Annotated in this window: 11 protein-coding genes; all 11 read left to right on the top strand. The window is 56.2% G+C overall.

The features are described 5' to 3' along the window. Window positions 1-618: 618 nt before the first annotated feature. Window positions 619-1,059, top strand: coding sequence for an NADH-quinone oxidoreductase subunit NuoA (gene nuoA / locus ACR42C_RS15820; protein WP_014171000.1), 441 nt, complete (start codon window positions 619-621; stop codon window positions 1,057-1,059). Between the two features lie 15 nt (window positions 1,060-1,074). Then, window positions 1,075-1,749, top strand: a complete 675-nt coding sequence (nuoB, locus tag ACR42C_RS15815; RefSeq protein WP_003861482.1) for an NADH-quinone oxidoreductase subunit NuoB — start codon at window positions 1,075-1,077, stop codon at window positions 1,747-1,749. A gap of 89 nt (window positions 1,750-1,838) precedes the next feature. Next, entirely contained in the window at window positions 1,839-3,641 is a 1,803-nt protein-coding gene (nuoC, locus tag ACR42C_RS15810; protein ID WP_028013933.1) for an NADH-quinone oxidoreductase subunit C/D, read from the top strand. Between the two features lie 2 nt (window positions 3,642-3,643). Continuing rightward, window positions 3,644-4,144: an NADH-quinone oxidoreductase subunit NuoE gene (gene nuoE, locus ACR42C_RS15805; protein WP_006176513.1), complete on the top strand. Its 501-nt coding sequence runs from the start codon at window positions 3,644-3,646 to the stop codon at window positions 4,142-4,144. After that, a complete protein-coding gene (gene nuoF / locus ACR42C_RS15800; RefSeq protein WP_479984314.1) occupies window positions 4,141-5,478 on the top strand; it encodes an NADH-quinone oxidoreductase subunit NuoF in 1,338 nt (445 codons plus the stop codon). Before nuoE ends, nuoF begins: the two co-directional genes overlap by 4 nt. A gap of 54 nt (window positions 5,479-5,532) precedes the next feature. Beyond that, complete coding sequence (nuoG, locus tag ACR42C_RS15795; protein WP_163330272.1) at window positions 5,533-8,256, top strand: NADH-quinone oxidoreductase subunit NuoG; 2,724 nt, start codon at window positions 5,533-5,535, stop codon at window positions 8,254-8,256. Further along, window positions 8,253-9,230: an NADH-quinone oxidoreductase subunit NuoH gene (nuoH, locus tag ACR42C_RS15790; protein WP_008500211.1), complete on the top strand. Its 978-nt coding sequence runs from the start codon at window positions 8,253-8,255 to the stop codon at window positions 9,228-9,230. Before nuoG ends, nuoH begins: the two co-directional genes overlap by 4 nt. A 13-nt stretch (window positions 9,231-9,243) precedes the next feature. Then, window positions 9,244-9,786, top strand: coding sequence for an NADH-quinone oxidoreductase subunit NuoI (nuoI, locus tag ACR42C_RS15785; protein ID WP_003861491.1), 543 nt, complete (start codon window positions 9,244-9,246; stop codon window positions 9,784-9,786). Window positions 9,787-9,796: 10 nt separating this feature from the next. Next, window positions 9,797-10,351 carry an NADH-quinone oxidoreductase subunit J gene (nuoJ, locus tag ACR42C_RS15780; protein ID WP_008500212.1) on the top strand — a complete coding sequence of 185 codons (555 nt, stop codon included), beginning with the start codon at window positions 9,797-9,799 and terminating at the stop codon, window positions 10,349-10,351. Then, the gene (gene nuoK / locus ACR42C_RS15775) at window positions 10,348-10,650 is read left to right on the top strand and encodes an NADH-quinone oxidoreductase subunit NuoK (RefSeq protein ID WP_003861496.1); all 303 of its coding nucleotides are present in this window, start codon (window positions 10,348-10,350) and stop codon (window positions 10,648-10,650) included. The genes nuoJ and nuoK overlap by 4 nt, the downstream gene beginning before the upstream one ends. Next, on the top strand, window positions 10,647-12,488 hold the full coding sequence (gene nuoL / locus ACR42C_RS15770) for an NADH-quinone oxidoreductase subunit L (RefSeq protein WP_061097545.1): 1,842 nt from the start codon (window positions 10,647-10,649) through the stop codon (window positions 12,486-12,488). Before nuoK ends, nuoL begins: the two co-directional genes overlap by 4 nt. Window positions 12,489-12,494: the final 6 nt, after the last annotated feature.

The following is a 12,494-nucleotide window of genomic DNA, read 5'->3' as shown; positions in this document are numbered from 1 at the left end:
AATTCTGGTAACAAATTGTAAGTGTAAAAAAAAGCCACTCGTGTCGTTTTCGCACGCAGTGGCTTTTTTTTGACAATATTATCCCCATTCGTCACCAGGTTTTCATAAAGAGATCATACATATCAAAGAGGTAAATGCTTCCGCTTAAATATTGTTCGTTTTGCGTTCTAACTTCGTCCATAGTCCCTCAATGTTAAAAAAGCAGCAAATATGTTGCCGGTTTTTTGGTTGAATTAACAAAAGCGTGTCTCAGATCAAGAAAATACTCCTATTTGGGGGGAGGAATCGTTGGCAAATCCTGTCAAAATAGGAGGGTTATTTTTTTTACTTCCAAAACGGACACGATTCAACAACACACATTTGACGAAAAGTCCGGTAACCACCAGGGTTAAAGGGCACCAAATGTTAATGAGAATCGCTCGATGTAATTTAATGTGAAGAAACCTTTGTTAAAGTTGACAATAGGTTATAGAAAGGAGTAAAAAACCCCATCATTTTGCTGTCTACGTCTCATTTCAGACAGTTAGTGTAAGGTTATTTGTTCCTCCCCATGAATCGATGTGATGCCCATCTGCCAGCAAGAGCAGTGTCGTTGGTATCACTTTTGATGAGTAAGCAATGAGTATGTCAACATCCACAGAAGTCATCGCTCATCACTGGGCATTCGCAATCTTTCTTATTGTAGCCATTGGCCTGTGCTGCCTGATGTTAGTCGGCGGCTGGTTCCTGGGCGGTCGCGCCCGTGCAAGGCACAAAAACACACCTTTCGAATCAGGTATTGATTCAGTAGGTTCCGCTCGCTTACGCCTGTCTGCCAAGTTCTATCTGGTAGCGATGTTCTTCGTCATCTTCGACGTGGAAGCGCTCTACCTGTTCGCATGGTCGACCTCCATTCGCGAAAGTGGTTGGGTGGGCTTTGTCGAGGCCGCAATTTTCATTTTAGTGTTACTGGCCGGTCTGGTTTATCTGGTGCGTATTGGCGCGCTTGACTGGACGCCTGCGCGTTCACGTCGTGAACACATCAACCCGGAAAACAGTATCTCTAATCGTCAGCAGTAACAGCGAGGCAATAAGATGGATTATACGCTCACCCGCATAGATCCTAACGGTGAGAATGACCGTTACCCCCTGCAAAAACAGGAGATCGTAACCGACCCCCTGGAGCAAGAAGTCAATAAAAGCGTGTACATGGGCAAACTCGAACATGCCATGCACGATATGGTCAACTGGGGTCGTAAGAACTCTATCTGGCCATACAACTTTGGTCTTTCTTGCTGCTACGTTGAAATGGTGACGTCATTCACTGCGGTGCATGACGTTGCGCGTTTTGGGGCCGAGGTACTGCGTGCTTCCCCGCGTCAGGCTGACCTGATGGTGGTAGCCGGTACCTGCTTTACCAAGATGGCACCTGTTATTCAGCGTCTTTATGACCAGATGCTGGAGCCAAAATGGGTTATTTCCATGGGCGCATGTGCAAACTCTGGGGGTATGTACGACATTTATTCCGTCGTGCAGGGCGTTGATAAGTTCATTCCGGTGGATGTTTACATTCCGGGCTGTCCGCCGCGTCCAGAAGCCTATATGCAGGCGCTGATGCTGCTGCAGGAGTCTATCGGTAAAGAACGTCGCCCGCTTTCATGGGTTGTTGGCGATCAGGGTGTCTATCGCGCGAATATGCAGTCTGAGCGCGAGCGTAAACGTGGTGAACGTATTGCCGTCACCAACCTGCGTACGCCTGACGAAATTTAATTTGCGCCTGTAGGCCTGGAGAAAACCTTCGCATATCACTACTCAAATAGCGCGAAGCCAGGCTTAACAGTCACCACGGACCATTTGCAATGGTGAACAATATGACCGACTTAACCGCGCAAGAAGCCGCCTGGCAGACCCGGGATCATCTTGATGACCCCGTCATTGGCGAACTGCGCAACCGTTTTGGGCCGGATGCCTTTACCGTTCAGGCGACCCGCACCGGGGTACCCGTTGTTTGGGTGAAGCGTGAGCAATTGCTGGAAGTTGTCGATTTCCTCAAGAAATTGCCAAAACCTTACGTCATGCTGTTTGACTTACACGGCATGGATGAACGTCTGCGTACCCACCGCCAGGGTCTCCCTGCTGCGGATTTTTCCGTTTTCTACCACCTGATCTCAATAGACCGCAACACGGATATCATGCTCAAGGTGGCATTGTCTGAAAACGACATGCATCTGCCGACGATCACCAAACTTTTCCCGAACGCCAACTGGTACGAGCGTGAAACCTGGGAAATGTTCGGCATGACCTTCGACGGCCACCCGCATCTGACGCGCATCATGATGCCGCAGACCTGGACCGGCCACCCGCTGCGTAAAGACTACCCGGCACGTGCAACCGAATTCGATCCGTTTGAGCTGACCAAAGCCAAGCAGGATCTGGAGATGGAAGCACTGACCTTCAAGCCGGAAGACTGGGGCATGAAGCGCGGTACCGAAAACGAGGACTTCATGTTCCTCAACCTCGGTCCAAACCACCCGTCTGCGCACGGTGCGTTCCGTATTATTCTTCAGCTTGATGGCGAAGAGATTGTCGACTGCGTGCCTGACATCGGCTATCACCACCGCGGTGCTGAGAAGATGGGCGAGCGTCAGTCCTGGCACAGCTACATTCCGTATACCGACCGTATCGAGTACCTCGGCGGCTGCGTAAACGAGATGCCATACGTGCTGGCCGTTGAGAAACTGGCAGGCATCACCGTACCGGATCGCGTTAACGTGATTCGCGTGATGTTGTCAGAACTGTTCCGCATCAACAGCCACCTGCTGTACATCTCCACCTTCATTCAGGACGTCGGCGCGATGACTCCGGTCTTCTTTGCCTTTACCGATCGTCAGAAAATCTACGATCTGGTGGAAGCGATTACCGGTTTCCGTATGCACCCGGCCTGGTTCCGTATCGGCGGCGTGGCACACGATCTGCCGCGCGGCTGGGACCGCCTGCTGCGTGAATTCCTCGACTGGATGCCAAAACGTCTGGCCTCCTACGAGAAAGCCGCGCTGCGCAACACCATCCTGAAAGGCCGTTCCCAGGGCGTTGCTGCTTACGGCGCGAAAGAAGCGCTGGAGTGGGGTACCACAGGTGCTGGCCTGCGCGCGACCGGTATTGATTTCGACGTGCGTAAAGCCCGTCCTTACTCTGGTTACGAAAACTTCGACTTTGAAGTCCCGGTTGGCGGCGGCGTTTCCGACTGCTACACCCGCGTGATGCTGAAAGTGGAAGAGCTGCGCCAGAGTCTGCGCATCCTTGAGCAGTGCCTCAACAACATGCCGGAAGGCCCGTTCAAGGCGGATCACCCGCTGACGACGCCGCCACCGAAAGAGCGCACGCTGCAGCATATCGAAACCCTGATCACCCACTTCCTGCAGGTTTCCTGGGGTCCGGTCATGCCGGCGCAAGAATCCTTCCAGATGATTGAAGCGACCAAGGGTATTAACAGTTACTACCTGACCAGTGACGGCAGCACCATGAGCTACCGTACCCGCGTGCGTACGCCGAGCTTTGCGCACCTGCAGCAGATCCCGTCCGCCATCCGCGGCAGTCTGGTCTCCGACCTGATTGTGTATCTGGGTAGTATCGATTTTGTTATGTCAGATGTGGACCGCTAATTATGCACGAGAATCAACAACCACAAACCGAGGCTTTTGAGCTGAGTGAAGCAGAGCGTGCCGCCATTGAGCACGAGATGCACCACTACGAAGACCCGCGTGCGGCGTCCATTGAAGCGCTGAAAATCGTACAGAAACAGCGTGGTTGGGTGCCGGATGGGGCGATCTATGAAATCGCGAAAGTGCTGGGTATTCCGGCCAGTGACGTAGAAGGCGTAGCCACGTTCTACAGCCAGATCTTCCGTCAGCCGGTAGGCCGCCATGTGATCCGCTACTGTGACAGCGTTGTCTGCCACATCACCGGCTATCAGGGCATTCAGGCTGCGATTGAGAAGAAGCTCAATATCAAGCCGGGCCAGACCACGTTCGATGGACGCTTTACTCTGCTGCCAACCTGCTGCCTGGGTAACTGCGACAAGGGGCCGACCATGATGATTGATGAGGACACTCACAGCCATCTGACGCCGGAAGCGATTCCTGACCTGCTGGAGCAGTACAAATGAAAACTGTAATTCGTACTGCTGAGACGCATCCGCTGACCTGGCGTCTGCGCGATGACAAACAGCCGGTATGGCTCGACGAATACCAGAGCAAAAACGGCTATGCCGGCGCGCGTAAAGCCCTTGGCGGCATGGCGCCGGAGGACATCGTTAACGCGGTAAAAGATTCCGGCCTGAAAGGCCGCGGCGGCGCGGGTTTCTCCACCGGCCTGAAGTGGAGCCTGATGCCAAAAGACGAATCCATGAACATCCGTTACCTGCTGTGTAACGCCGATGAAATGGAGCCGGGCACCTATAAAGACCGCCTGCTGATGGAGCAGCTGCCGCACCTGCTGGTGGAAGGCATGCTGATCTCCGCGTTCGCGCTGAAAGCGTACCGTGGCTACATCTTCCTGCGCGGTGAGTACATCGAAGCGGCAGAAAACCTGCGTCGCGCGATTGCCGAAGCGACAGAAGCGGGTCTTCTGGGTAAAAACATCCTGGGTACCGGCTTTGACTTCGAACTGTTCGTGCACACCGGTGCCGGGCGTTATATCTGCGGTGAAGAAACCGCGCTGATTAACTCCCTCGAAGGCCGCCGCGCGAATCCGCGTTCCAAGCCACCGTTCCCGGCAAGCTCCGGCGTGTGGGGTAAACCGACCTGCGTCAACAACGTCGAAACCCTGTGTAACGTTCCGGCGATCCTCGCGAACGGCGTGGAGTGGTATCAGGGCATCTCCTCAAGCAAGGATGCCGGTACCAAGCTGATGGGTTTCTCCGGTCGCGTGAAGAATCCTGGCGTCTGGGAACTGCCGTTCGGTACCACCGCACGCGAAATTCTTGAAGACTACGCCGGCGGCATGCGCGATGGCCTGAAATTTAAAGCCTGGCAGCCGGGTGGGGCAGGGACAGACTTCCTGACCGAAGCCCACCTTGACCTGCCGATGGAATTCGAAAGCATTGGTAAAGCGGGCAGCCGTCTGGGTACGGCGCTGGCGATGGCCGTCGACCACGAGATCGGCATGGTCTCGCTGGTGCGTAACCTGGAAGAGTTCTTTGCCCGCGAGTCCTGCGGCTGGTGTACACCGTGCCGTGACGGTCTGCCGTGGAGCGTGAAGATCCTGCGCGCCATTGAGCGTGGCGAAGGCCAGCCGGGCGATATCGAGACGCTTGAGCAACTGTGTCGATTCTTAGGGCCAGGTAAAACCTTCTGCGCCCACGCACCGGGTGCCGTCGAGCCGCTGCAGAGCGCGATTAAATATTTCCGCGACGAATTCGAAGCAGGCATTAAGCAGCCGTTCAGCAATACCCATTCAATTAATGGTATTCAGCCGAACCTGCTGAAAGCGCGCTGGTAAAAACAGAATTTTGATTAACGCTCGGTTTCGGCCGAGCCAACTGGAAGCATGCTAATGGCTACGATTCATGTAGACGGCAAAGAATACGAAGTCAACGGGGCGGACAACCTGCTGGAAGCTTGTCTGTCTCTTGGCCTCGATATTCCGTACTTTTGCTGGCATCCGGCGCTGGGCAGCGTCGGTGCTTGCCGCCAGTGTGCGGTGAAGCAATATCAAAACGCGGAAGACACGCGTGGTCGCCTGGTGATGTCCTGTATGACGCCAGCCACCGAAGGCACCTTTATTTCGATTGATGACGAAGAAGCCAAACAGTTCCGCGAAAGCGTGGTGGAGTGGTTGATGACCAACCACCCGCACGACTGTCCGGTTTGTGAAGAGGGCGGTAACTGCCACCTTCAGGATATGACCGTGATGACCGGTCACAGCTTCCGTCGCTATCGCTTTACCAAGCGTACCCACCGTAACCAGGACCTTGGGCCGTTCATCTCTCACGAAATGAACCGCTGCATCGCCTGCTACCGCTGCGTGCGTTACTACAAAGACTATGCAGACGGTCAGGATCTGGGCGTGTATGGCGCACATGACAACGTCTACTTCGGTCGTCCTGAAGACGGTACGCTGGAGAGCGAATTCTCTGGTAACCTGGTAGAAATCTGCCCGACCGGCGTATTCACGGATAAAACCCACTCCGAGCGTTACAACCGTAAATGGGACATGCAGTTTGCGCCAAGCATCTGCCAGCAGTGTTCCCTCGGCTGTAACACCAGCCCGGGTGAGCGTTACGGCGAGCTGCGTCGTATCGAAAACCGCTACAACGGTACCGTTAACCACTATTTCCTGTGCGACCGCGGTCGTTTCGGCTATGGCTATGTGAATCTAAAAGACCGTCCGCGTCAGCCGGTTCAGCGCCGTGGCGACGATTTCATCACTCTGAACGCCGAGCAGGCGATGCAGGGCGCGGCAGATATTCTGCGCCAGTCGAAGAAAGTGATCGGTATCGGCTCTCCGCGCGCCAGCATCGAAAGCAACTTCGCGCTGCGTGAGCTGGTTGGGGCAGAAAACTTCTATACCGGCATCGCCCAGGGCGAGCAGGAACGTCTGCAGCTGGTACTGAAAGTGCTGCGTGAAGGTGGTATCCATACCCCTGCGCTGCGCGAAATCGAATCTTATGATGCGGTTCTGGTGCTGGGTGAAGACCTGACGCAGACCGGCGCACGCGCGGCTCTGGCGGTTCGTCAGGCGGTGAAGGGCAAAGCGCGTGAAATGGCAGCGGCGCAGAAAGTGGCCGACTGGCAGATTGCGGCAATCCTCAACATTGGCCAGCGCGCGAAGCATCCTCTGTTTGTGACCAACGTCGACAGCACCCGTCTGGACGATATCGCCGCGTGGACCTACTGCGCGCCGGTTGAAGATCAGGCGCGTCTTGGCTTTGCCATTGCCCACGCGCTGGACAGCAACTCCCCAGCCGTTGAGCTGGATCGCGACCTGCAAAACAAGGTCGACGTGATTGTTCAGGCCCTGGCGGGTGCGAAGAAACCGCTGATTATTTCCGGTACCAACGCCGGCAGCGCGGAGATCGTTCAGGCGGCAGCAAACGTTGCCAAAGCCCTGAAAGGCCGCGGTGCGGACGTTGGCGTGACCATGATTGCCCGTGCGGTGAACAGCATCGGTCTGGGTATGATTGGCGGTGGTTCGCTGGAAGAAGCATTAAGCGAACTGGAGTCCGGTTCCGCTGACGCCGTTGTGGTGCTGGAAAACGACCTGCATCGTCATGCGTCTGCCGCTCGCGTTGACGCCGCGCTCTCCAAAGCGCCGCTGGTAATGGTGATTGACCATCAGCGCACCGCGATCATGGACAAAGCACACCTGGTGCTCTCTGCGGCAAGCTTCGCAGAAAGCGACGGTACGGTTATCAACAACGAAGGCCGCGCCCAGCGTTTCTTCCAGGTTTATGACCCGGCGTACTACGACAGCAACACTGTGATGCTGGAAAGCTGGCGCTGGCTGCACTCCCTGCACAGCACCGTGCAGAGCCGTGAAGTGGACTGGACGCAGCTCGACCACGTTATCGACGCGGTAGTCGAAAAACTGCCTCAGCTGGCAGGCATTAAAGATGCCGCGCCTGAAGCAAGCTTCCGCATTCGTGGCCAGAAACTGGCGCGTGAACCGCACCGCTACAGCGGCCGTACCGCGATGCGCGCCAACATCAGCGTGCACGAACCGCGCCAGCCGCAGGATAAAGACACCATGTTCGCCTTCTCCATGGAAGGGAACAACCAGCCGTCTGCGCCGCGTTCGCAAATCCCGTTCGCATGGGCTCCGGGCTGGAACTCCCCGCAGGCATGGAACAAGTTCCAGGCTGAAGTGGGTGGCTCCCTGCGCCACGGCGATCCGGGCGTGCGTCTGATTGAAGCCTCCGAAACCGGTCTGGATTTCTTCACGACCGTACCGGCGAGCTTCCAGGCTCAGGATGGTCAGTGGCGTATTGCGCCGTACTACCATCTGTTCGGTAGCGACGAGCTGTCCCAGCGTTCACCGGTCTTCCAGACCCGTATGCCGCAGCCTTACATCAAGCTCAACCCGGCGGATGCCGCGAAGCTTGGCGTTAACGCGGGCGCGAACATCGCCTTTAGCTATGACGGCCAGACAATCAGCCTGCCGCTGATTATCTCCGAAGGTCTGACAGCAGGGCAGGTGGGTCTGCCGATGGGTATGCCTGGCATCGCGCCGGTTCTGGCGGGCGCGCGTCTTGATAATCTGCAGGAGGCAAAAGCATGAGTTGGTTAACGCCGGATCTTATCGACATCCTGCTGAGCATTCTGAAAGCGATTGTTATCCTGCTGGTGGTGGTCACCTGCGGTGCGTTCATGAGCTTTGGTGAACGTCGTCTGCTCGGTCTGTTCCAGAACCGTTACGGACCGAACCGCGTGGGTTGGGGTGGTTCACTCCAGCTGGTCGCGGACATGATCAAGATGTTCTTTAAAGAGGACTGGATCCCACGCTTCTCGGACCGCGTGATCTTTACTCTGGCTCCGATGATCGCCTTCACCTCGCTGCTGCTGGCGTTTGCTATCGTTCCGGTCAGTCCGACCTGGGTGGTTGCTGACCTGAACATCGGCATTCTGTTCTTCCTGATGATGGCAGGCCTCGCGGTTTACGCGGTGCTGTTCGCAGGCTGGTCCAGTAACAACAAATACTCGCTGCTGGGTGCGATGCGTGCTTCCGCGCAGACGCTGAGCTACGAAGTGTTCCTGGGGCTCTCCCTGATGGGCGTGGTGGCGCAGGCCGGTTCATTCAACATGACCGACATCGTCAATAACCAGGCCGACATCTGGAACGTTATCCCGCAGTTCTTTGGGTTTATTACCTTTGCTATCGCGGGCGTGGCCGTGTGTCACCGTCACCCGTTTGACCAGCCAGAAGCCGAACAGGAACTGGCCGACGGTTACCACATCGAATATTCCGGTATGAAGTTCGGTCTGTTCTTCGTGGGCGAGTACATCGGTATCGTCACCATTTCCGCGTTGATGGTAACGCTGTTCTTTGGTGGCTGGCATGGCCCGTTCTTACCGCCGTTCATCTGGTTCGCGCTGAAAACCGCGTTCTTCATGATGATGTTCATTTTGATTCGCGCAGCGTTACCGCGTCCGCGTTATGACCAGGTAATGTCCTTCGGCTGGAAAGTGTGCCTGCCGCTGACGCTCGTCAACTTGTTGGTAACGGCAGCTGTCATTCTCTGGCAGCAGCCATAAGGGGCTATAGACCATGACCTTAAAAGAATTACTGGTAGGCTTCGGTACCCAGGTACGCAGTATCTGGATGATCGGCCTGCACGCGTTTGCCAAACGCGAAACCCGGATGTACCCGGAAGAGCCGGTATATCTGCCGCCGCGCTACCGTGGCCGTATCGTGCTGACGCGCGACCCGGACGGTTCCGAGCGCTGCGTTGCCTGTAACCTGTGTGCGGTAGCGTGTCCGGTCGGCTGTATCTCTCTGCAGAAAGCAGAGACGGTAGACGGCCGCTGGTATCCTGAGTTCTTCCGCATCAACTTCTCACGCTGCATCTTCTGCGGTCTGTGTGAAGAAGCGTGCCCAACCACGGCGATTCAGCTGACTCCGGACTTTGAGCTGGGTGAGTACAAGCGTCAGGACCTGGTGTACGAGAAAGAGGATCTGCTGATTTCCGGTCCGGGCAAATACCCGGAATATAACTTCTACCGGATGGCGGGTATGGCAATCGACGGCAAAGATAAGGGCGAAGCAGAGAACGAAGCTAAGCCTATCGACGTCAAGAGCCTGTTACCGTAAGGAGAGGGCAATGGAATTCGCTTTTTATATCTGTGGCCTTATCGCCATCCTGGCCACGCTGCGAGTGATTACGCACACCAATCCGGTGCATGCGCTGCTGTACTTAATCATCTCGCTGCTGGCCATTTCCGGGGTGTTCTTCGCGCTGGGCGCGCACTTTGCCGGTGCGCTGGAAATCATCGTCTACGCCGGGGCCATCATGGTGCTGTTCGTATTCGTGGTGATGATGCTGAACCTGGGCGGCTCTGAAATTGAGCAGGAACGTCAGTGGTTAAAACCGCAGGTGTGGATTGGCCCGGCAATTTTGTCGGCCATCATGCTGGTGGTGATCGTTTACGCCATTCTGGGTGTTAACGATCAGGGCATCGACGGCACGCCGATTGGTGCGAAAGAGGTGGGTATCACGCTCTTTGGCCCATACGTTCTGGCGGTGGAACTGGCCTCAATGCTGTTGCTGGCAGGCCTGGTTGTAGCTTTCCACGTTGGCCGCGAAGAGCGTGCTGGCGAGGTGCTGAGCAACCGCACTGACGACCGCGCGAAAAGAAAAACGGAGGAGCGCGCATGATCCCCTTAACACATGGACTGATCCTCGCTGCGATTTTATTCGTTCTGGGTCTGACCGGTCTGGTTATCCGCCGCAATCTGCTGTTTATGCTGATCGGTCTGGAAATCATGATTAACGCCTCCGCGCTGGCCTTCGTGGTCGCCGGAAGCTACTGGGGCCAGACCGATGGTCAGGTGATGTACATTCTCGCTATCAGCCTCGCGGCTGCCGAAGCGAGTATTGGCCTGGCGCTGTTGCTGCAGCTCCATCGTCGCCGCCAGAATCTGAACATCGATTCAGTAAGTGAGTTGCGTGGATGAACATGCTTGCCTTAACCATTATTTTTCCGCTGATTGGCTTCGTGCTGCTGGCGTTTTCTCGCGGCCGCTGGTCCGAGAATCTGTCTGCAACCGTCGGCATGGGCTCTGTTGGCCTGGCCGCGCTGGTCACAGCGTATGCGGGTATCGACTTCTTTAACAACGGGCGTCAGCCTTTCAGCGTGCCGCTGTGGACGTGGATGTCGGTCGGTGATTTCAACATCGGTTTCAACCTGGTGTTGGACGGCCTCTCGCTGACCATGCTCTCCGTGGTCACCGGCGTTGGCTTCCTGATCCACATGTTTGCCTCCTGGTACATGCGCGGTGAAGAGGGATACTCCCGCTTCTTCGCCTACACCAACCTGTTTATCGCCAGCATGGTCGTTCTGGTGTTGGCCGATAACCTGCTGCTGATGTATCTGGGCTGGGAAGGCGTGGGTCTGTGTTCTTACCTGCTGATCGGTTTCTACTATACCGATCCGAAGAATGGCGCAGCGGCCATGAAAGCGTTCGTCGTGACCCGCGTGGGTGACGTCTTCCTCGCGTTCGCGTTGTTCATTCTCTACAACGAACTGGGCACGCTGAACTTCCGCGAAATGGTGGAACTGGCGCCGGCGCACTTCGAAGCAGGCAACAACATGCTGTGGTGGGCAACGCTGATGCTGCTGGGTGGTGCCGTGGGTAAATCCGCACAGCTGCCGTTGCAGACCTGGCTGGCCGACGCGATGGCGGGTCCAACCCCTGTCTCCGCGCTGATCCACGCCGCGACCATGGTAACTGCCGGTGTTTATCTGATTGCGCGTACCCATGGCCTGTTCCTGATGACCCCGGAAATTCTGCATCTGGTGGGTATTGTCGGTGCAGTTACGCTGGTGCTGGCGGGCTTTGCTGCGCTGGTGCAGACCGACATCAAGCGTGTTCTCGCATACTCCACCATGAGCCAGATTGGTTACATGTTCCTGGCGCTGGGCGTTCAGGCGTGGGACGCGGCCATTTTCCACCTGATGACGCACGCGTTCTTTAAAGCGCTGCTGTTCCTCTCGTCCGGTTCCGTCATCCTGGCCTGCCATCACGAACAGAACATCTTCAAGATGGGCGGACTGCGTAAGTCCATCCCGCTGGTGTATGTTTGCTTCCTGGTGGGCGGCGCGGCGCTGGCGGCACTGCCGCTGATCACCGCGGGCTTCTTCAGTAAGGACGAAATCCTTGCGGGCGCCATGGCGAATGGTCATATCAATCTGATGGTTGCGGGTCTGGTCGGTGCGTTTATGACCTCCCTGTATACCTTCCGTATGATTTTCATCGTATTCCACGGTAAAGAACAAATTCACGCTCACGCAGGTAAGGGGATCACTCACCACCTGCCGCTGATTGTGCTGCTGGTACTCTCCACCTTCGTTGGCGCGATGATTGTGCCTCCGCTGCAGGGCGTACTGCCAGACACTACCGAGCTTGAGCACGGTCGCGTTCTGACGCTTGAAATCACCTCCGGTGTGGTCGCTATCGCGGGCATCCTGATCGCTGCATGGCTGTGGCTGGGTAAACGCACGCTGGTCACTGCCGTTGCCAACAGCGCGCCGGGCCGTCTGCTGGGTACCTGGTGGTACAACGCGTGGGGCTTCGACTGGCTGTACGACATGATCTTCGTTAAGCCGTTCCTGGGCATTGCGTGGCTGCTGAAGCGCGACCCGCTGAACAGCCTGATGAATATCCCGGCGATCCTCTCGCGCTTTGCAGGTAAAGGCCTGCTGTACAGCGAGAACGGTTACCTGCGCTGGTATGTGGCGTCCATGAGCATCGGTGCGGTTGTCGTGCTGGCGCTGCTGATGGTGTTGCGTTGATCGTTA

The organism is Enterobacter sp. MG-EB028 (assembly GCF_056673305.1).
This window is presented reverse-complemented; position numbering and strand designations above follow the sequence as displayed.